The following is a 20503-nucleotide window of genomic DNA, read 5'->3' on the forward strand; positions in this document are numbered from 1 at the left end:
GTGGTGGTATGCCTTGGGGGCCTGACGCAACTTACGTAAGGTTCCTGAAAGATGACCAAATCCCCCCGTATCGCCTTCATCAAGGCGCGCTGGCACGCCGATGTCGTGGACCGCGCGCACGAAGGTTTCCTGACCCAGGCCGCCAGCCTGATGCCCGGTGCGCAGATCGAGGCTTGGGACGTGCCAGGCGCGTTCGAGATGCCGCAGCTGGCCAAGAAGCTGGCTTTGACCGGCAAGTATGACGCCGTGGTGGCCGCGGCCCTGGTGGTCGATGGCGGCATCTATCGCCATGATTTCGTCGCGGGCGCGGTGGTAAGCGGCCTGATGCAGGCGGGCATGGACACGGGCGTGCCGGTGTTCTCGGTGTCGCTGACTCCGCACAACTATCAGGAGACCGAGCTGCTGACCGGCTTCTATCGCGAGCATTTCGTCAAGAAGGGCGCCGAGGCCGCCCATGCGGTCGTGCAGATGCTGGCCGTGGAGGGGCGTCTGGCCCGTCTGGATCAGGCCGACGCGGCCTGATCCATCCGCAGGCGGTGCCGCGTCAGCAGCATCGCCTGTGTTTCCCTGAGTTCGCGGTCGCGCCGCGCGGCGTCCCAGTCCAGCGCCGCCGCGCAGAGATCGGCGATGCGCGCCAGATCGCGGGCCGACAGATGGCCGGTGACGGCCAGCGCGGTGCGGCGCATGACCAGATCGGCCAGGGTGCCGACCTGTTCGTTGCGGATGATCCAGCCCAGCTCCTGTTCGCTGTGATCGCTGTCGGCCAGCATGATGGGCGCCGCGCCTTCGGCCGCGAGGATCGCCGCCGCCGTCGTGCCGTAGCGCGCCAGAAGATGGCGCGCGCGGGCGGGCGCGGCCAGGGTGCGCCGGGCCGCATCGTCGCTCCACGCGCCCGCATCGGCCGGGTAATCGCGGCCACCGCCGATGGGCAGCCTGTCGGTGGCGATGCGGCGGGACGCGTTCAGGCGCGTCAGAAGATCGTCGGCGACCTCCTCGGCGAAGCCGCGGAACGTGGTCCATTTGCCGCCCACCAGCGCGATGATCGGCCAGCGGCGGTTGGCGTCGGGGGCGATCTCCGGCGCGGAATGGTCGCGGCTGATCAGGCCGGGATTGGCCGCGTCCGAGGCGGGCAGGGGGCGGATGCCGGAATAGGCATAGACGATCTGGCTGTCGTCGAAATGGAGCCCCGGCAGCAGGCCGCGCAGCGCGTCGAGGAAATAGGCGACCTCGGCATCGTCGCAGGCCACGTCGTCGGGGTCGTCTGCGCGGGTGTCGGTCGATCCGACCAGCGCGCGGTCCAGATAGGGGAAGACCAGGCAGATGCGTCCGTCATCGGCCTCGAAATAGATCATGCGGCCCTTCAGCGCGGCCAGCAGCTCGGGGTGGTCCAGTAGGATGTGCGAGCCCTTGGTGCCGCCGATCATCCGCGTGGGCACGCCAAGGGCCGTGTTCACGCGGTCGATCCAGGGGCCGGCGGCGTTCACCACGATGCGCGGGCGCAGGGACAGCGCGCCCTGCGGGCCCGTCAGGTGGATCACGTCGCCGTCGGTGCCGGTCAGCGCAGTGTGGTTCAGCGCGCGGGCGGCGGGATTGGCGCGCAGACCGTTCGCCACCAGCTCCCAGACCAGCCGTTCGGGCAGGGTGACGGCGGCGTCGTAATACTGCCCCGCGGCCTTGATGCGCGGGGTCAGGGGCGGGATCTCGCGCAAAGCGCGGGCGCGCGACCACAGCTGATGGCGCGGCATGACCCGGTGGCGGCGGCCATAGAAGTCGTACATGGCCAGCCCCGCCTTCATCAGCACCGCGCCGCGGCTGCGGGGCGCGGTGGTCGACCCCATCAGCGTGCGCAGTGCCGGCCCGATGCCGCGCAGCCAGGAGAAGATCGGGATGACCGTCGGCAGCGGCTTGACCAGATGCGGCGCGTTCTTGAGCAGCAGGTTCCGCTCCAGCGTGGACTGGGCGACCAGGCGCAGCTCTCCGGTCTCAAGGTACTTGATGCCGCCGTGGATCAGGCGCGAGGGCGCGGCCGAGGTGCCGCCGCCGTAATCGGCCTTGTCCACGATCACCGCGTTGACGCCCTGTTCGCACAGATCGCGAAACAGGCCCGCACCGTTGATGCCCGCGCCCAGGATCAGCACGTCGATGTCTTGGGTCATGGGATGTCCTGCAGGGCCTCGATCCGCGGCCACAGCGGGGCCATGGCGGCGGCGATGTCGGTGAAGACCCCATAGCGGCGTGCCATGTCGGCGGCACGGGCGGGGTCGGGGTGATGGGTGGTGCTGATCGCGCCCATGTCGCGCGGATCGTGGCGCGGCGAGGCGAAGATCCCGACCCCCGCGCCCGCGCAGAGCGCCGCGCCCCAGGCCGCGGCCTCCTCGGTCGCGCTGACGGTCACGGGCATGTCCAGCACATCCGCGAAGAGCTGCGCAAAGACCGGCGCGCGGGAAATGCCGCCGGTCAGCCGCGCCGCCCTGGGGGCGAACCCGTCGCGCAGGGCGTCGACATGGTGGCGGTGGTTGAAGGCGATGCCCTCGATCACGGCGCGTAGCATGTCGCCGCGATCCTGCCAGCCGCGCAGGCCGAAGAAGCCCGCGCTGGCCTGCGCCCCATGGGGCGATCCGAACAGATAGGGGTGGAACAGCGCGCTGGTGGGGCGGGCCAGGGCGGCCTCGATTTCCGGGATGACGCGCAGATGGGCGGGCTGGTCGCCCCCCTCGCGGCACAGGCTGTCCAGGAACCAGTCGTAATTCGCGGCGGACGCCGGAGAGATCGACATGGCGTTCCATTCGCCGCGCGCGATGCCGTTGCGGCAGAACCAGCGCGGATCGGACAGGGGTCGGTCGGTGACGGTCTCGTTGATGGAATAGGTGCCGGCGACGATGGCGACGCAGCCCTGCCCGTACCCGCCCGAGCCCAAGGCCGATGCGGTCACGTCATGCAGTCCGGCCACAACCGGCGTGCCCGCGGCCAGGCCGGTCAGGGCGGCCGCATCCGCCGTGACATGGCCCACGACCTGATCGGGCAGGGCGATGTCAGGCAAGGGCAGGCCCGGCAGGCCGAAGATGCCGGGGATGTCGGGGGCGAAGCCTTGGGTTGCGACATCGGTGAAGGCGGTGCTGGCCTCGGTCAGGTCGGTGCCGATGCGGCCGGTCAGGCGATAGGTCAGCCAGTCCTTGCAGGCCAGCACATGCCCGATCGCGGCAAACCGCGCGGGGTCATGGTCGCGCAGCCACGCCAGGATCGCCGACGGCGCCGAGGCATGGGGCATCTGCCCCGTCCGCGCCAGCGCGCGCGCGGCGGTCCCGTCCGCGACCCAGCCGTCCGCGACGCCGCCCGCGCGGCTGTCCAGCGACAGGATGCCCGGTCCCAGGGGCACGCCCGCCCGGTCCAGCAGATACAGCCCGTCGCCATGCGCGGTCGCGGCGACGGCGCCGATGTCGCGGGCTGGGCGACCGCAGGCGGCGATGGCCTCGGCCATGGCGGCGGCTGTCTGGCACCACAGGTCCTCCATGTCGCGTTCGACATGGCGCGGCTGCGGCATGACCTGCGCCACGCGGCGGCGCGCAGTGGCCAGAACCCGGCCGGTGGCGTCGAAGATCACCGCCTTGGTGACGGTCAGCCCGTTGTCGATGCCCAGGATCAGCATGGCGTCAGTCCCCCGTCACGGCGATCTGCACCTCGACGCCGCTGCGGCGCAGGGCGGTGATCTGGTCGGGGGCAGTGCGGTCGTCGGTGATGATCAGGTCGAAATCCTCGATGCCGCCCATCGAGTGCAGGGCGCGGCGGGTGAACTTGGTGTGATCGGCCAGCAGGATGCGGCGGCTGGCGGCGTCCAGCATGGCGCGCTTCGTCTCGGCCATCTCGGGGGACTGGTGAAAGACCTGGTCGTCGGTGACGGCGGCCATCGACAGGATCGCCACGTCCGCGCGCAGGCGGCGGATCTGGGCGGTGGTCTGCGGTCCCATGAAGGCGTTGCACCAATGGTGGAACTGGCCGCCCAGACCCAGCAGCGTCATGTCGCCGATCTCCTTGATTGCGCTCATCAGCGTCAGCGAATTGGTGATGACCGTCAGCGGTACCCGTGCGGCCAGATGCGGCACCATGCGCAGCACGGTGGTGCTGTCGTCCAGAAACACCGCCTGGCCCGGTTCGACCTGCTGGGCCGCCAGCTGCGCGATGGCGGATTTCTGCGGACCCTGGCGGGTGTCGCGATACAGGTCGCTGGCCTCGATCAGGCTGGTGGGGGCGGCGGACACGATGCCGCGCGACTTGCGCAGCAGGCCCTTGGCGGCCAGTTCGTCCAGGTCGCGGTGCGCGGTCATCAGGCTGATGCCGAAGCGGTCGGTCAGATCCTCGATCCGCAGGCTGCCCTCGGCCATGACGGCCTGCGCGATCAGCTGGCGACGCGCCTGCAGGCGGGCCTGTCGGCTGTCCGAGGGGATCATGTCCATGGGGATGCGGCCCTTGCGTGGGTGGGGCGCGCGCGTGACGGCGCGCGCCCCGGTGGCGTCACTGGTCCAGAACGAAGGCGGCGCTGTAGCTGTCCACGTTCTCCGGCGTGATCAGCAGGCAGTCGAACAGCTGCTTTTCGGTCTCGACGCCGGTCTCTCCGGTCTTGATGAAGGTGTCGGCCTGGCGGACGGCCTCCTCGGCGAAGACGGCGACGGGCTGCAGGACGGTATAGGCCATCTCTCCGGCCTTCACCGCCTCGACGGCGTCGGGGCTGCCGTCAAAGCCGCCCACGGTCACGGCGTCCAGCTTGCCGGCCTCCTTCAGCGCGGCGATGGCGCCGAGCGCCATCTCGTCATTGCCCGAGATGACGCCGGTGATGTCGGGGTTCGCCTGCAGCAGCGACTGCATGCGCTGATAGCCTTGGGTGCGGTCCCAGTTGGCGACTTCCTGGCCGACCTTCTCGAACTCGGGATACTGGCTCAGAACCGTCTCGTAGCCGTTCGAACGGGTCTGGGCGTTGTTGTCCGAGGGGTTGCCGAACAGCTCGACGAACTGACCGCCTTCCTCGCCCATGGCCTCGACCCAGGCCTGCGCGCCCAAGGCCGCGCCCTGCGCGTTGTTCGACACCAGCTGCGCCTTGGCCAGGCCCTCCTGGTTGATCTCGGCGTTGACCAGAAAGACCGGGATGCCCGCATCGACGGCCTTCTGCACCGCACCGACCGAACCGTCGGCATTGGCCGGGTCCAGGATGATCGCGACCGACTGGTTGGTGATCGCGGTGTCGATCAGCGTGCTTTCGGTGTTGGTGTCGCCGCGATGGGCGGCCACGTTGGCGGTATAGCCCAGCTCCTCGGCGGTGGCCTTGGCGACCTCGCCCTCGGTGAACCAGTAGGGGTTGGCCGGATCGTTCACGATCACGGTGATCAGCCCCTCGGCCCAGGCCGATCCGGCCATCAGCGGCACGGTGGCCACGGCGGCCATCAGCATCCGGCGCGTCATCTTCATCATTTGGTCTCTCTCCCTTGGTGTGGTGATCCTGCCCGGTGCGGGGCAGTCTTTCCGCGCGCCATCCCTGTGGCGCGCGGGGAAGGTCGGGGGGCAGGGCCTCACGTCTTGCGCGTGCCGCTGCCGTATTGAAGCGAGTTCATCAGCACGGCCAGCACGATCACCGCGCCCGTGAACACCGTCTGCCAGTAGGAGCTGACCCCGATGATCACCAGGCCCGCCGACAGGAAGCCGATGACGAAGGCGCCCAGCATCGTGCCGCGCACGTTGCCGCGCCCGCCGGTCAGGGCCGCGCCGCCGATCACGACCGCGGCGATGGCGGTCAGTTCATACGCGTTGCCCGCCGTGGGCCCGGCCGAGGTCAGCTGCGACGCCAGGACCAGCCCCGCGGCGGCGGCCAGCGCGCCCGACACCATGTAGACGGTGATCTTGACCCGCTTGACCGGCACGCCGGACAGCTCCGCCGCGCGTTCGTTGCCGCCCGATGCGTAAAGCCAGCGCCCGAAGGCCGACCGGCCCAGCATCAGCCCCGCGGCGATCGCCACGACCGCCAGCACGATCACGCTGATGGGCACGCCGCCGATGCGGTAGAAGCCCAGCCAGTTGAAGCCGGTATTGCCCAGGGCCTCGGACCCGCGCAGGTTGTTGTAGGTCAGCCCGTTGGTCATCAACAGCGCGATGCCGCGCGCCACGTACATGACCCCAAGCGTCGCCACGAAGGGCGGCACCTTGAAGATCGCGACCAGCACGCCGTTGACCGCGCCCACGGCCGCGCCCACGCACAGCGTCAGCACCACGACCGCCCAGACCGGCGGATACAGGATCACGCCAAGCGCATCCAGTTCGACCCCCTGCATCATCGCGCCGGCGACCACGCCCGACAGCGCCAGGATGGAGCCCACGGACAGGTCGATCCCGCCGTTCAGGATGACCAGCAGCATGCCGATGGACAGGATGCCAAAGATCGCGACCTGGCTGGACATGATCAGCAGGTTCGACAGCGTGAAGTAGTTCGGCGACAGAAACGAGAAGACCGCGATGATGGCGATCAGCGCGAAGAAGGCGCGCCCTTCCAGCAGCAGGCGGCCCAGATGGAACTGGCGGCCTTTCGCGGGGGCGGTCGTGGTGGTTGCGGACATGTGTTCCCTCCCTCGGGCGCGTCAGGCGGCCACGGACTCGCCCGAGGCGGCCATGATCCGGTCCTTGGACACGGTGCTGTCGAATTCGGCCGTGATGCGGCCCTTGTGCATGACGATGATCCGGTGGGCGATGGACAGGCATTCGCTGACCTCGGAGGTGGAATAGACCACCGCCAGCCCAGCCCGCGCGCCTTCCGCCAGCAGGCGGAACACCTCGGCCTTGGCACCGATGTCGATGCCGCGCGACGGCTCGTCCAGCAGGATCGCGCGGGGCCGGGTGGCCAGCATCTTGCCGATCACGACCTTCTGCTGGTTGCCGCCCGACAGCGATCCGATGGGGGCGCCGCCGCCCGATGTCTTGACCGTCACGCGGCGGATGCTGTCGTCGATCAGGTCGCGTTCGGCGCGGGTGCTGGTGAACAGCCCCCGCGTGAACCGCGCGATCGAGGCCAGCGACAGGTTCTGGCCGACGCTCATGGTCTGGACCAAGCCATCGCGCTGGCGGTCCTCGGGGACCAGGGCCAGGCCGCGGGCGATGCGCTCGCCGATGGACAGGTGGCTGATCTCGTGCCCTTCCAGCACGATCTGGCCGCCGGTGGCGCGCAGCCGCCCCGCGACCGTCTCCAGCAGTTCGGTGCGGCCCGCGCCCATCAGGCCATAGATGCAGACGATCTCTCCGGCGCGCACGTCCAGGTTCAGCCCGCGCACCAGGTCCTGGCCGGTGGCGTCCGGGACCGACAGGTCGCGGATCGACAGGGCGACCTTGCCCATGGTGCTGTCCGGGGGCGAGCCCAGGTCGTAATTCTCGCCGACCATGTTGCGCACGATCCATTCCAGGTCGATCTGGGCGCGCGGCGCATAGGCGGTCATCACCCCGTCGCGCAGCACCACCGCATGGTCGGTGATGGTCAGCGCCTCCTCCAGGTGGTGCGAGATATAGACGATGCTGACGCCCCGCGCGGTCAGGTCGCGAATGACTTTGAACAGAACCTCGACCTCGCTGGCGGACAGCGCGCTGGTCGGTTCGTCCATGATCAGGATGCGGCTGTCCACCAACAGGGCGCGGGCGATCTCGACGATCTGCTGCTGGCCCAGGCGCAGGTCCTCGACCAGGGTCGCAGGGTCGATCTGCTCCTCCAGCTCATCCATGAGGGCGCGGGTCTGGCGGTCCTCCTCGGCGTAATCGACGCCTAAGGGGCCCATGATCTCGCGGCCCATGAAGATGTTGTCGCGCACCGACAGGTTCGGGGCCAGCGACAGCTCCTGGTGGATGATGGAAATCCCCCGGTCGCGCGCGTCATTCGCATTGGCGAAGGCCACCGGCTGGCCGTCCAGCACGATCTGGCCCGATGTGGGTTGGATCACGCCCGACAGGATCTTCATCAGCGTGGATTTTCCCGCGCCGTTCTCTCCGAAGAGGGTGGTGACCTGGCCGCGATGGATGTCGAAATTCACGCCCTTCAGCGCGTGGACCTGACCATAGGACTTGGCCACGTTGCGGGCGGCAAGGACAACCTGGGCGCTCATTGGACCTCCAGCGCGACGGGGGTGATCAGCCAGTTCGACGGGTTGATCAGCCGGAACGCCCCGGTCACCGTCACCTGCTTGCCCGCCAGGGCGGTGGTGTCGATGGGGGCCAGCACCTCGGCCGCCATGGCGCGGTTGATGCCCGATCCCGCGTCCTGGTATTCGATCTGGTTCTTGAAGGCGCCGAAGGCGATGTCGCCCGGCGCGTCGCGCAGGTCGGTGCCGTTGATCGCGGGGCCGGTCTGCACGCGGATGCGCAGATCCTCGGGCAGGCCCTCGACGGTCAGCGGATAGACCCCGGCCCGCGGCTCTCCGGCGGTGCCGGTCACGGTTACCATCATGATGGCGCCGGTCGATGCGGGCGTGCCGTATTCGGCGATGGCCGCGTCCTGATCGGCGGCGATGGCCGCGGCCAGGTCGGTGGCGGGCACGGCGCGTTCGATCACCGCGTCGCGGATGCGCGGGAATTCCTGCGTGCCATAGGTGTCGGGCGAAAACGCCTGCTGGCGGGCATCTGCCTCGGAGCCGACCTGCACCACGGTGGTATCCAGCGCGATGGCGGCCAGGACGGCCAGGCCCAGGGCCACGGACAGGATCAGGCCGCGACGGCTGGCGGCGGGGGCCCGGGGGGCGGTGGTGCTGTCGGTCATCGGTCTGCCTCTGGCTGGAACACGGGGCGGGCGGGCGCACATCTCATGGTTGATGATAACTTCACGTGATCGACCTCGCGGAGAGGATGCGCATCGGGGCCTGTCCTGTGGCGGTCGCCGCACGGGCCGCATCCATGGCGCGAAGGCATGCGGGGCGCAAGCCTGTGCTGGCGAAAGTCGTCATGCGCTCCGGCCTCCCCTCCGGTCGATTCGCGTGGCGCGGGCCTGTGATTGCGGCGATTCCGCGCATCCTTTCGGACGCGAACAGGACCAGCTTAGATGAAATAAATTGCCGTGTCCGTAAAAAAATACGTTCCCTGTGCGATCATCGTGATATAAACCGAGGCCAAGGGATGGAGGCATCATGACGGACAAGCAGCGCGATGTGCTGATCGGAATCGATGCCGGGACCTCGGTCATCAAGGCCGTGGGGTTCGATCTTTCCGGGCGTCAGCTGGGCGCGGCGGCGGTGCCGAATCGCTATGCGACCGGGGCGCAGGGCGCAGCGACGCAGGACATGTCCCGCACCTGGGATGATTGCGCCGCCGCGCTGCGCGGGCTAGCCGATCATATCCCGAACCTAGCGGGGCGGACCGCGGCGCTGTCCGTGACGGGGCAGGGCGACGGCACCTGGCTGGTCGGAGACGACGGCCCGGTGGGCGATGCCTGGCTGTGGCTGGACGCGCGTGCCGCACCGACCGTCGGCCGGTTGGGCCAGGACCGCGCCCGGTTCGAGGCGACGGGCACCGGCCTGAACACCTGCCAGCAGGGCGCGCAGATGGCCCATATGGACGCCCATCATCCGGACCTGCTGGATGGGGCGCGGGTCGCGCTGCATTGCAAGGACTGGCTGTATCTGAACCTGACCGGCGTTCGGGCGACAGACCCGTCCGAGGCCAGCTTCACCTTCGGCAACTTCCGCAGCCGGGCCTATGATGACACGGTCATCGACGCGCTGGGCCTGACGCATCGGCGCGGCCTGCTGCCGCCGATCATCGATGGCACACAGGTGACCCATCCGCTGACCGCGGATGCCGCTGCGGCGACGGGCCTGCTGGCAGGCACGCCGGTCAGCCTGGGCTATGTCGACATGGTGATGACCGCGCTGGGTGCGGGCGTGCTGGGTGGGGCGGGCGACGTGGCCTGTTCGACGGTCGGCTCGACCGGGGTGCATCTGCGCGCCGTGACCGCCGACCGGGTGCATCTGAACGATCAGGGCACGGGCTATGTCATATGCCTGCCGGTGCCGGGCGTGGTCACGCAGGTCCAGACCAACATGGCGGCGACGTTGAACCTCGATTGGGTACTGGGGTTGGCGGCGGGTATCCTGTCGGACATGGGCCAGCCGGTGACGCATCGCGACCTTGTCGCGCGGCTGGACGGCTGGCTGGGCCAGGCCGCGCCGGGGCAGATCCTGTACCACCCCTATATCTCGGATGCCGGGGAACGCGGGCCCTTCGTCGATGCTGCGGCGCGGGCCGGGTTCACCGGCCTGTCGGCGGGCCATCGCTATCCCGATCTGGTGCGCGCCGTGGCCGAAGGGCTGGGCCTGGCCATGCGCGACTGTTACGCCGCGATGGGGCCGCTTCCGTCCGAACTGCGCCTGACCGGTGGGGCGGCGCGGTCGCCCGCCCTGCGGCGCATTTTGTCGGCCGCGCTGGACGCGCCGGTCCGCGTGTCCGACCGCGACGAGGCCGGGGCCGCGGGGGCCGCGATGATGGCTGCCGTGGCCATCGGCGCCTATCGCGACATGGACGCCTGCATCGCCGAATGGGTCACGCCCCTGCTGCGCGCCCCCGAGGCCCCCGATTCCCATCTGGCCGCGACCTATGCGCGGCTGTTCCCCGCCTTTGCCGCGACCCGCGCCGCCCTGCCGCCTGTCTGGGCGGCCATGGCGCGGGCCCGCACCACGACAGGAGAGTAGGATGACCCAAGGCCACGAGATGATCGATCTGTTCGTGATCGGTGGCGGCATCAACGGCGCGGGCGTCGCGCGCGATGCCGCGGGGCGGGGCCTGTCGGTCGTGCTGTGCGAAAAGGACGACCTGGCGCAGGGCACCTCGTCGCGCTCGGGCAAGCTGGTCCATGGTGGGCTGCGCTATCTGGAATATTACGAATTCCGCCTCGTCCGCGAGGCGCTGATCGAACGAGAGGTGCTGCTGGCCGCGGCCCCGCACATCATCTGGCCGATGCGCTTCGTGCTGCCGCACAGCCCCGACGACCGGCCCGCCTGGTTGGTCCGGCTGGGGCTGTTCCTCTATGACAACCTGGGCGGGCGGAAAAAACTGCCGGGCACGCGCACGCTGGACCTGCGCCGCGATCCCGAGGGCGCGCCGCTGCTGGACAAGTACCATAAGGGGTTCGAATACAGCGATTGCTGGGTTGACGACGCGCGGCTGGTGGTGCTGAACGCGGTCGATGCGGCGGAGCGCGGCGCGACCGTCCTGACCCGCACCGCCTGCGTGTCGGCACGCCGCGAGGGCGACGCCTGGTCCGTGACCACCCGCGACACCGTCACCGGAGAGGAACGGCAGTTCCGCGCCCGCTGCCTGGTCAACTGCGCCGGTCCCTGGGTCAGCGACTTCATCACCCGCGTGGCGGGGTCGAATTCGGCCCGCAACGTGCGCCTGGTCAAGGGCAGCCACATCATCGTGCCGAAATGGTGGGCGGGGACCAACGCCTATCTGGTGCAGAACCACGACAAGCGCGTGATCTTCATCAACCCCTACGAGGGCGACATGGCGCTGATCGGCACGACCGACATCGCCTATGACGGCCGGGCCGAGGACGTCACCGCCGACGAATCCGAGATCGACTATCTGCTGGCCGCCGTGAACCGCTATTTCAAGGAGAAACTGCGCCGGTCCGACGTGATCCACAGCTTTTCGGGCGTGCGCCCGCTGTTCGACGACGGGCAGGGCAACCCGTCGGCGGTCACGCGGGACTATGTGTTCGACCTGGACAAGACCGGAGGCGCGCCGCTGCTGAACGTCTTCGGCGGCAAGATAACCACCTTTCGCGAACTGGCCGAACGCGGCATGCACCGCCTGACCGAGGTGTTCCCGCAGATGGGCCCCGACTGGACCGAGACCGCGACCCTGCCGGGCGGCGAGATCGCCAATGCCGATTACGAAAGCTTTGCCAATCTGCAGCGCGAACTGCACCCCTGGATGCCGCGCGCGCTGGTCCAGCATTATGGCCGCCTGTACGGCGCGCGGACCAAGGATGTCGTGGCGGGCGCCATGACCCTGTCGGGCCTGGGACGCCATTTCGGCGGACAGCTTTACGAGGCCGAGGCGCGGTATCTGGTCGCCAAGGAATGGGCACGCACGCCGCAGGACATCCTGACCCGGCGCACCAAGCATTATCTGCACCTGACCAAGGACCAGCAGGCGGCCTTTGCCGCGTGGTTCGACGACACCCTGGCGCCGGAGATCGCGTGATGCTGACCCTGTCGCTGAACACCAATCCGCTGGTCAACCGTTTTGCCGATCCGGACGACCTGATCGACACGGTCGCGCGGGATCTGCAGATCCGCGACCTGCAGTTGACGCATGAGTTCATCAATCCCTCCTGGCCCGCGCCGGTGATCCGCCGCCTGACCCGGCAGATGCGCGCGGCGCTGGACCGGACCGGGGTGCGCGTCACCAGTGGCATGACCGGGCCCTATGGTCGGCTGAATCATTTCGGCCATCCTGATGCGGATGTGCGGCGATACTATGTCGACTGGTTCAAGACCTTCGCGGACATCACCGCCGATCTGGGCGGTCGGTCGGTGGGCACGCAGTTCGCGATCTTCACCTATCGCGATTACGACGGTCCGGCCCGGCGCGAGGATCTGATCCGCATCGCCATCGACTGCTGGGCCGAGGTTGCCGAGCATGCGAAGGCCGCCGGGCTGGACTATGTCTTCTGGGAGCCCATGAGCGTGGGCCGCGAATTCGGAGAGACGATCCCGGCCGCCCTGGCGCTGCAGGACCGGCTGAGCGCGGCCGACATGGCGGTGCCGATGTGGATGATGGCCGATATCGACCACGGCGACGTCACCAGCCCCGATCCGGACGATCTGGACCCCTATGCCTGGGCCCGCGCCGTGCCGCGCGTCAGCCCGATCATCCACATCAAGCAGTCGCTGATGGACAAGGGCGGCCACCGCCCTTTCACCGCCGAATTCAACGCCAAGGGCCGCGTCCAGCCGGAACCCCTGCTGGAGGCGCTGGCCCAGGGCGGCGCGGTCGACAACGAGATCTGCCTGGAGCTGTCCTTCAAGGAACGCGACCCGAACGACCGGCAGGTCATCGCCCAGATCGCCGAAAGTGTCGCATTCTGGGCGCCGCATATCGACACCGGGGCGGATAAGCTGAATATCTGACCCATCATCGACAGGACGCCCCATGCCCCAGCTCTTTGCCTTTGCCACCGCTACCGAGATCCTGTTCGGCCGGGGGCAGGCGGCGATGGCCGCCGGGCGGGTCGCGGCCCTGGGGCGGCGGGTCCTGCTGATCCATGGCCGCGATCCGGGCCGCAGCGCGGCGCTGGCTCGCGATCTGGCCGCGGCGGGCTGTTCGGTCGCAACCTTCGCCGTTCCGCATGAACCCGACATCGCCCTGATTGAGGCAGGCGTCCGGACGGGCGCGGAGGTCCAGGTCGTCGTCGCGATGGGCGGCGGGGCGGTGATCGACGCGGGCAAGGCCCTGGCGGCCTGCCTGACCATGACCCGTCCGCTGATGGATCATCTGGAAGTCGTGGGACAGGGGCTGCCGCTGGACCATCCCCCGTTGCCCTTCGTGGCCATCCCCACCACCGCCGGCACCGGGGCCGAGGTCACCCGCAACGCCGTGATCGGCGTCCCCGAGGCGCGCCGCAAGGTCAGCCTGCGCGATGCGCGGATGCTGCCGGCGCTGGCCATCGTGGACCCGGCCCTGACGGACGGCTGTCCGCGCGCGGTGACGCTGGCCTCGGGGCTGGATGCCGTCACGCAGGTGATCGAGCCCTATGTCTGCACCCGCGCCAATCCGCTGACCGACGCGCTGTGCCGCGACGCGATCCCGCGTGGGCTGGCGTCGCTGGTCCGCCTGATGCAGGCCGAAGACCCGCAAGCGCGCGACGAGATGGCCTGGGTCAGCCTGTGCGGCGGCCTGGCGCTGGCCAATGCGGGGCTGGGCGCGGTGCATGGGCTGGCCGGCCCCTTGGGCGGGCTGACCGGGGCGGCGCATGGCGCGATCTGCGGCACGCTGCTGCCGCATGTGCTGGTCGCGAACCGCCGGGCGGTCACGGACCGCGCGCTGGCGGCCCGGCTGGACCAGGTGGGCGCCTGGATCGGGGCGGCGTTCGGGCGGGCCGATGCATCGGTGGCCGAGGCCGCAGCGCTGCTGGCCGACTGGTCCCGTGCGGCGGGCCTGCCGGGGCTGGACGCCCTGGGGATCGACGCGGCGGCACGCCAGGCCGCGGCGCAGGCGGCGGCCGCGTCGTCGTCGATGAGGGCCAACCCGGCGCCCCTGTCGGCCGACGATCTGGACGCCTTGATGCGGGCCGCCGCCTGATGGCCCGGCGGGGACCGGTCGATCCGGAGCAGAGCCTGGCGATCCGGGCGGCCTGGCTGCATTACGCGGGCGGGCTGACTCAGGCTGCCGTCGCCAAGCGGCTGGGCCTGCCCGGCGTCAAGGCGCACCGCCTGATCGCCCGCGCCGTGGCCGAGGGCGTGGTCAAGGTCACCATCGACGGAGAGATCGTCGAATGCGCCATGCTGGAGGATCAGCTGTGCGCGCGCTATGGGCTGGACCACTGCGAGGTTGCCCCCGACCTGGGCGAGGACGGCATGCCCCTGCGTGCCCTGGGTCTGGCGGGCGCGGGCTTCCTGCGCCGCGAGATCGAGCGGGGCGCACACAGGGTCATCGGGCTGGGTCATGGCCGGACGCTGGCGGCGGCGGTCCGGCAGATGCCGCGCTTTGACGCGCGCGCGGTGCGCTTCGTGGCGGTCCTGGGCGGGCTGACGCGCAATTATGCGGCGAACCCGCATGACGTGATGCATACGCTGGCGGAAAAGACCGGGGCGCAGGCCTTCGTGATGCCGGTGCCGTTCTTTGCCAATTCCGAAGGCGACCGGGCCGTGCTGCTGTCCCAGCCCGGCGTGCGCGACATCTTCGATCTGTCGAACAGCGCCACGCTGACCTTCGTGGGCATGGGCACGGCTGATGCGGGCGCGCAGCTGGTCGCATCCGGCATGATCGAGGCGCGCGAGATCGCCGAGATCAACGCCGCGGGGGGCGTCGGAGAGATGATGGGGTATTTCTTCGATGCCACGGGTCGCGTGCTGGACACGACGCTGAGCGCGCGGACGCTGTCGGTGGACCTGAACCGGGGGCAGGATCAGCGTATCGTGGTCATCGCCGGCGGCGCGGAAAAGGTCGCGGCCATTCGCGCGGTGCTGAACAGCGGGCGCCTGTCCGGGCTGATCACCGACGAGGCGACGGCGCGTGCGCTGATGGCGGGGTGACCCAAACGGGGACGGGTCGGGGAAACCCCGACCCGGTCGCTGCCGCTGGGCCCCGCGCGCGCTTTGCGCGCGTGGGGAGCATCGTGGCAAGGCCGCTTGCGGCCTTGGCCTTTGGATCAGTGGCCTGTCACCAGGCGGGCGCGGGCGATGATGGCCTCGGGGGTGATGCCGAACTCCTGGTACAGCCGGTCGATCGGGGCCGATGCACCGAAGCCGGTCATGCCGATCACGTCGTCCTCGGTCGCGACATAGCGGGTCCAGCCGAACTTGCCCGCAGCCTCGACCGCGATGCGGGGCGCCGTGCCAAGCACCTGGGCGCGGTAATCCGCGTCCTGCGCCTCGAACAGCTCCCAGCTGGGCATCGACACCACGGCCACGGCCATGCCTTCGGCGGCCAGCGCCTCGGCGGCCTCCACGGCGATGGCGACCTCGGTGCCGGTGGCGATCAGGGTCACGTCGCGGCCCTCGCCGAACTGGCGGATCACATAGGCACCCTTGGCGGTCAGGTTCTCGGACCCGGTCTCCGTGCGCAGCTGCGGGACGTCCTGGCGGGACAGGGCCAGGAGCGACGGCACGGTCCGGTTGCGGATCGCGATGTCCCAGGCCTCCAGCGTCTCGACCGTGTCGGCGGGGCGCAGGACGGTCAGACCGGGGATGGCGCGCAGGGACGCCAGATGCTCCACCGGCTGGTGGGTCGGGCCGTCCTCGCCCAGGCCGATGCTGTCATGGGTCATGACATAGATCGTGCCCACCCCCATCAGCGCCGACAGGCGGATCGCGTTGCGGGCATAGTCGGAAAATACCAGGAACGTGCCGCCATAGGCGATCACGCCACCATGCAGGTTCAGCCCGTTCATCGCGGCGGCCATGCCGAACTCTCGCACGCCATAGCCGATGTAGCGGCCGGGCGCCTCGCGCGTGTACTGCGTGTCGACGGCCTTGACGCGGGTCAGGTTCGATCCGGTCAGGTCGGCCGATCCGCCGATCATTGCGGGCACGGCCGGGGTCAGCGCCTCCAGCGCCATCTGGCTGGCCTTGCGGGTCGCGGCCTTCTTGGGCGCGGCGAAGAGCGCGTCGCGGGCGGCGGCGAGGGCCGCGTCATAGCCCTCGGGCAGGGCGCCCGACAGGCGCTGCGTCAGGGCCGCGCCCTTGGGCGATGCGGCCAGACGGGCCTCCCAGGCCTCGCGGTCGGCGGCCCCGCGCGCGCCGATTTCGCGCCACTCGGCGCCCAGATCGTCGGGGATCACGAAGGCGTCGTGGCTCCAGCCCAGGGCCTCGCGGGTCAGTGCGCCCTCATCCTTGCCCAAAGGCGATCCGTGCACGGAATAGCTGCCCGCGCGGTTGGGAGAGCCGAAGCCGATGATCGTCTTCATCGCGATCAGCGAGGGCTTGCCCGTCTCTGCCTTGGCGGCCTCCATCGCGGCGTCCAGGGCGCGGCCGTCATGGCCGTCGCAGCTCTGGACATGCCAGCCGCAGGCCTTGAACCGTGCCGGGATGTCCTCGGAGAAGCTGACCGAGGTCGGGCCATCGATGGTGATGCTGTTGTCGTCATAGAGCACGATCAGCTTGCCCAGGCCCAGATGGCCCGCCAGGCTGATCGCCTCCTGGCCGATGCCCTCCTGCAGGCAGCCGTCGCCCAGCATGACCCAGGTGCGGTGATCGACCAGGTCATCGCCGAACTCTCCGGCCAGCGCGCGTTCCGCCAGCGCCATGCCGACGGCCGTGGCCAGGCCCTGGCCCAGGGGGCCGGTCGTGGTCTCGACGCCCTTGGCATGGCCGTATTCCGGATGGCCCGCGGTGATCGCGCCCCATTGGCGGAAATTCCGGATCTGATCCAGCGTCATGTCCTGGTACCCGGTCAGGTGCAGCAGGCTGTAGAGCAGCATGGACGCGTGCCCGTTCGACAGCACGAAGCGGTCGCGGTCGGGCCAGTCGGGATTGGCCGCGTCGAACTTCAGGTGGTTGCGGAACAGCACGGTGGCGGCATCGGCCATGCCCATCGGGGCGCCGGGATGGCCGCTGTTGGCGGCGTTCACGGCGTCGATGGTCAGTGCGCGGATGCAGTTCGCCAAGGCGAAGTTCTGCGGGTCCAGATCGGCCTTGGCGGCGATGGCGGGGTCTTTGGGGGTGTCTAAGGGCATGGCGGTCCTCCTGTCGCGCCCTCCATAACCCGTCGCCGTCATCATCACAACAAAAAATCACAAAGTCACAAAGTTGGTGTTGTTATGTGCGCGGATCATGTTATGAAATCGGCGAACCAGGGGAGGGTTTGGGTGAAACGCGAAGAACGCAGACAGGCGATCATGGATCTGCTGGTCGCGGCACGCGCCGTGGACCTGGACGATCTGGCGGCCCGTTTTGCGGTCAGCAAGATGACCATCCATCGCGATCTGGACGACCTGGAACAGGCGGGCCTGCTGCGCAAGGTCCGCGGCGGCGCCACCATCGAGGCCGGCACCCAGTTCGAGAGCGATTTCCGCATCCGCGCCCTGCAGGACGGAGAGGCCAAGATCCGCATGGCCCATGCCGCCCGCGCCCTGATTGAGCCGGGGATGACCGTGATGGTCAATGACGGCTCGATGGCGGCGCTCTTGGGCGCCAGCCTAACGGAATGTGCGCCCCTGTCGGTCATCACCAACAACGCCGCCGTGATCGAGCGGCTGAAGGATGCGCCGCGCGTCACGCTGATCGCGCTTGGCGGCATCTACAGCGCCAAGTTCAACGGTTTTTTCGGCATGGTCACGGAAAGCGCGCTGGCCGGTCTGCATGCGGACCTGGCCTTCATCTCGACCCCCGCGGTGGCGGGACTGCGGGCGTTCCACATGGACGACAACGCGGTCCGGGCCAAGCGCGCGATGATGCACGCGGCGGAACGCAGCGTGCTGCTGGTCAACCACGCGCGCTTCGGGCGCAGCGCGCTGCATGCGCTGGCCGACCTGACCGAATTCGACGCCATCATCACCGACGCGCCCCCCGCACCCGAGGATCGCGCCGCGATCGACCGGGCGGGCATCGCGCTGACCATCGCAAAGGACCCCGCATGACCCCATTCTGGATCGGCACCAGCTGGAAGATGAATAAGACCCTGGCCGAGGCGATGACATTTGCCCAAGGGTTGCGCGGCACGCCCGCGCCCGCGGGCATCCAGCGCTTCGTCATCCCGCCCTTCACCGCCTGCCGCCAGGTGGCCGACGCGCTGTCGGACACCGACGTCAAGGTCGGCGCACAGAACATGCACTGGGACGACGCGGGCGCCTGGACCGGAGAGATCAGCCCCGTGATGCTGACCGATTGCGAGCTGGACATCGTGGAGCTGGGCCACAGCGAACGCCGCGAGCATTTCGGAGAGACGGACAGGACCGTGGGCCTGAAGACCGCCGCCGCCGTTCGCCACGGCCTGATCCCGCTGATCTGCATCGGCGAGACCCTGGCCGAGCGCGAGGCTGGCCGCGCCACGCAGGTGCTGGAAACGCAGGTCCGCGCCGCTTTGGAGCCGGTGGCAGGGTCCGACGCCACGATCCTGCTGGCGTATGAGCCGGTTTGGGCGATCGGCGCGAACGGCATCCCCGCGACATCGGATTATGCCGATGCGCGGCAGGCCGAGATCATCGCGGTCGCGCAGGACGTGCTGGGCCGCCGCGTGCCCTGCCTCTACGGCGGGTCGGTCAATCCGGGCAACTGCGCGGAACTGATCGCCTGCCCGCATATCGACGGGCTGTTCATCGGGCGGTCGGCCTGGGACGTGAACGGCTATCTGGACATCCTGGCGCGCTGCGCCGCAACCATCGGAGAGAACGCATGAAACTGGCAATCGCAGGGGACAGCGCGGGCGAAGGTCTGGCCAAGGTTCTGGCCGACCACCTCAAGGACCGCTTTGAGGTCTCGGAAATCAGCCGCACCGACGAAGGCCCCGACGCCTTCTATGCCAACCTGTCGGACCGGGTGGCCAGCCAGGTCATGGACGGCACCTATGACCGCGCCATCCTGGTCTGCGGCACGGGCATCGGCGTCTGCATCGCGGCCAACAAGGTGCCAGGCATCCGCGCCGCCCTGACGCATGACACCTATTCGGCCGAACGCGCCGCCCTGTCGAACGACGCGCAGATCATCACCATGGGTGCCCGCGTCATCGGGGCCGAAGTCGCCAAGACCATCGCCGACGCATGGCTGGCGCAGACCCAGAACTTCGACCGCAACGGCAAGTCGGCGGGCAATGTCAACGCCATCGACGCGGTCGGCGCGAAATACGCGGGCCGGTGATGCTGCGCCTGCCGACGGACGGGCCCGCGACGGGGCCGCTGCTGGACGATGTGCTGGCGCGCGAGGGCGCGGCGGTCATCGTGGCGGCCATCGCGCGCGCGCTTCCGCCCCTGGCCGCGCGGCTGGCGGCGGGGCGCCTGCATGGCGACCCCGAGGCCATCGTCGGCACCAATGACAGCGGCGACCGGCAGAAGGCGCTGGACGTCGCGGCCCACGACCACATGATCGCCGCCCTGCGCGCGGCGGGCGTGCGCCAGGTCCTGTCCGAGGAGGCCCTGGACATCATCCTGCTGAATGAAGGCGGCGCCTTCGACGTGGCGATCGACCCGATCGACGGCTCGGGCAGCATCGGCATCGGCGCGCCCCTGGGGATGCTGTTCAGCATCCTGCCCGCCGATCCGCAGGGATTTCAGCGGACGGGCCGGGCGGCGGTGGCGGCGGGCTACGCCTCCTTCGGTCATTCGGTTGATTTCGGCTGGTCCACCGGCGCGGGCGTCCATGTCGCGACCTGGGACGCCGAGATCCATGCCTTCCGCGTCACCCGCCAGAACCTGCGGCTGAAGCCTCAGGCCTCGACCATCGCCTATAACGCCTCGAACGAACGCCACTGGGCGCCGGGCCTTCAGGCCTGGGCGCGCGATCTGCGCGCAGGGCGGGACGGGCCGCGCGGGCGCGACTTCAACATGCGCTGGCTGGCCGCCGCCGTGGGCGAATTGCACCGCATCCTGCTGAAGGGCGGTGCATTCCTGTACCCCGCCGATACCCGGCCCGGATACGGCGACGGCCGGCTGCGGCTGATCTATGAATGCGTGCCCATCGCCTTCCTGATCGAACAGGCCGGGGGCCGCGCGACCGACGGGCATGGCCCGATCCTGGACCGCGTGCCGCGCGGGCCGCATGACTTCACCCCGCTGTTCTTCGGCGCGTCCGAGGAAATCGACGCGCTTCACGCCGCCCTTCAAGGATAACATCCC

At 69.5% G+C, this 20503-nt stretch carries 18 protein-coding genes; 10 read left to right on the forward strand and 8 right to left on the reverse strand.

Translation table 11 applies throughout. The features are described 5' to 3' along the window. Positions 1-51 precede the first annotated feature (51 nt). Positions 52-522 carry a 6,7-dimethyl-8-ribityllumazine synthase gene (locus tag PRL19_RS08930; RefSeq protein WP_273742697.1) on the forward strand — a complete coding sequence of 157 codons (471 nt, stop codon included), beginning with the start codon at positions 52-54 and terminating at the stop codon, positions 520-522. On the opposite strand, the gene PRL19_RS08935 is transcribed toward PRL19_RS08930, so the two are convergent. The 7 genes from PRL19_RS08935 to PRL19_RS08965 all read right to left on the reverse strand — a co-directional run bounded on the left by PRL19_RS08935 (position 504) and on the right by PRL19_RS08965 (position 8773). Continuing rightward, positions 504-2156: a glycerol-3-phosphate dehydrogenase/oxidase gene (locus PRL19_RS08935; RefSeq protein WP_273742698.1), complete on the reverse strand. Its 1653-nt coding sequence runs from the start codon at positions 2154-2156 to the stop codon at positions 504-506. The two genes, PRL19_RS08930 and PRL19_RS08935, sit on opposite strands and share 19 nt — an antisense overlap. Continuing rightward, complete coding sequence (locus PRL19_RS08940; RefSeq protein ID WP_273742699.1) at positions 2153-3646, reverse strand: FGGY-family carbohydrate kinase; 1494 nt, start codon at positions 3644-3646, stop codon at positions 2153-2155. Before PRL19_RS08940 ends, PRL19_RS08935 begins: the two co-directional genes overlap by 4 nt. A gap of 4 nt (positions 3647-3650) precedes the next feature. Next, positions 3651-4451: a DeoR/GlpR family DNA-binding transcription regulator gene (locus tag PRL19_RS08945; protein WP_273742700.1), complete on the reverse strand. Its 801-nt coding sequence runs from the start codon at positions 4449-4451 to the stop codon at positions 3651-3653. A 58-nt stretch (positions 4452-4509) separates the two neighbouring features. Next, the gene (locus PRL19_RS08950; RefSeq protein ID WP_045982694.1) at positions 4510-5460 is read right to left on the reverse strand and encodes a D-ribose ABC transporter substrate-binding protein; all 951 of its coding nucleotides are present in this window, start codon (positions 5458-5460) and stop codon (positions 4510-4512) included. 98 nt (positions 5461-5558) lie between these two features. After that, positions 5559-6596: an ABC transporter permease gene (locus tag PRL19_RS08955; RefSeq protein ID WP_042245462.1), complete on the reverse strand. Its 1038-nt coding sequence runs from the start codon at positions 6594-6596 to the stop codon at positions 5559-5561. Positions 6597-6617: 21 nt separating this feature from the next. Beyond that, positions 6618-8123, reverse strand: a complete 1506-nt coding sequence (locus PRL19_RS08960) for a sugar ABC transporter ATP-binding protein (protein WP_273742701.1) — start codon at positions 8121-8123, stop codon at positions 6618-6620. Further along, positions 8120-8773 carry a DUF2291 family protein gene (locus PRL19_RS08965; RefSeq protein ID WP_217844726.1) on the reverse strand — a complete coding sequence of 218 codons (654 nt, stop codon included), beginning with the start codon at positions 8771-8773 and terminating at the stop codon, positions 8120-8122. Before PRL19_RS08965 ends, PRL19_RS08960 begins: the two co-directional genes overlap by 4 nt. Before the next feature lie 364 nt (positions 8774-9137). Here PRL19_RS08965 and PRL19_RS08970 point away from each other — a divergent pair, with 364 nt between their 5' ends. From PRL19_RS08970 to PRL19_RS08990, 5 genes are read left to right on the forward strand one after another with little or no spacing between them, the layout of a single operon-like run. Then, a complete protein-coding gene (locus PRL19_RS08970; RefSeq protein WP_273742702.1) occupies positions 9138-10697 on the forward strand; it encodes an FGGY-family carbohydrate kinase in 1560 nt (519 codons plus the stop codon). A 1-nt stretch (position 10698) separates the two neighbouring features. Next, entirely contained in the window at positions 10699-12216 is a 1518-nt protein-coding gene (locus PRL19_RS08975) for a glycerol-3-phosphate dehydrogenase (RefSeq protein WP_273742703.1), read from the forward strand. Next, the gene (locus PRL19_RS08980; RefSeq protein WP_337960251.1) at positions 12213-13145 is read left to right on the forward strand and encodes a sugar phosphate isomerase/epimerase family protein; all 933 of its coding nucleotides are present in this window, start codon (positions 12213-12215) and stop codon (positions 13143-13145) included. The genes PRL19_RS08975 and PRL19_RS08980 overlap by 4 nt, the downstream gene beginning before the upstream one ends. Positions 13146-13167: 22 nt before the next feature. Then, positions 13168-14316 carry an iron-containing alcohol dehydrogenase gene (locus PRL19_RS08985; RefSeq protein WP_273742704.1) on the forward strand — a complete coding sequence of 383 codons (1149 nt, stop codon included), beginning with the start codon at positions 13168-13170 and terminating at the stop codon, positions 14314-14316. Further along, positions 14316-15269 (forward strand): sugar-binding transcriptional regulator, encoded by a 954-nt coding sequence (locus PRL19_RS08990; protein ID WP_148910494.1) that lies wholly within the window; start codon positions 14316-14318, stop codon positions 15267-15269. Before PRL19_RS08985 ends, PRL19_RS08990 begins: the two co-directional genes overlap by 1 nt. A gap of 116 nt (positions 15270-15385) precedes the next feature. On the opposite strand, the gene tkt is transcribed toward PRL19_RS08990, so the two are convergent. Continuing rightward, the gene (gene tkt / locus PRL19_RS08995; RefSeq protein WP_273742705.1) at positions 15386-17410 is read right to left on the reverse strand and encodes a transketolase; all 2025 of its coding nucleotides are present in this window, start codon (positions 17408-17410) and stop codon (positions 15386-15388) included. Positions 17411-17542: 132 nt separating this feature from the next. On the opposite strand from tkt, the gene PRL19_RS09000 reads away from it, so the two are divergent. Genes PRL19_RS09000 through PRL19_RS09015 form a run of 4 tightly spaced genes read left to right on the forward strand, consistent with a single transcriptional unit; the run spans position 17543 to position 20497 of the window. Continuing rightward, complete coding sequence (locus tag PRL19_RS09000; RefSeq protein ID WP_045982702.1) at positions 17543-18313, forward strand: DeoR/GlpR family DNA-binding transcription regulator; 771 nt, start codon at positions 17543-17545, stop codon at positions 18311-18313. Then, complete coding sequence (locus tag PRL19_RS09005) at positions 18310-19071, forward strand: triose-phosphate isomerase (protein WP_273742706.1); 762 nt, start codon at positions 18310-18312, stop codon at positions 19069-19071. Before PRL19_RS09000 ends, PRL19_RS09005 begins: the two co-directional genes overlap by 4 nt. After that, complete coding sequence (gene derI / locus PRL19_RS09010) at positions 19068-19529, forward strand: D-erythrulose-4-phosphate isomerase (RefSeq protein ID WP_273742707.1); 462 nt, start codon at positions 19068-19070, stop codon at positions 19527-19529. The genes PRL19_RS09005 and derI overlap by 4 nt, the downstream gene beginning before the upstream one ends. Beyond that, the gene (locus PRL19_RS09015; RefSeq protein ID WP_273742708.1) at positions 19529-20497 is read left to right on the forward strand and encodes a class 1 fructose-bisphosphatase; all 969 of its coding nucleotides are present in this window, start codon (positions 19529-19531) and stop codon (positions 20495-20497) included. The genes derI and PRL19_RS09015 overlap by 1 nt, the downstream gene beginning before the upstream one ends. Positions 20498-20503: the final 6 nt, after the last annotated feature.

It is taken from the genome of Paracoccus marcusii (genome assembly GCF_028621715.1).
GTDB classification, from domain to species: Bacteria; Pseudomonadota; Alphaproteobacteria; order Rhodobacterales; family Rhodobacteraceae; genus Paracoccus; species Paracoccus marcusii.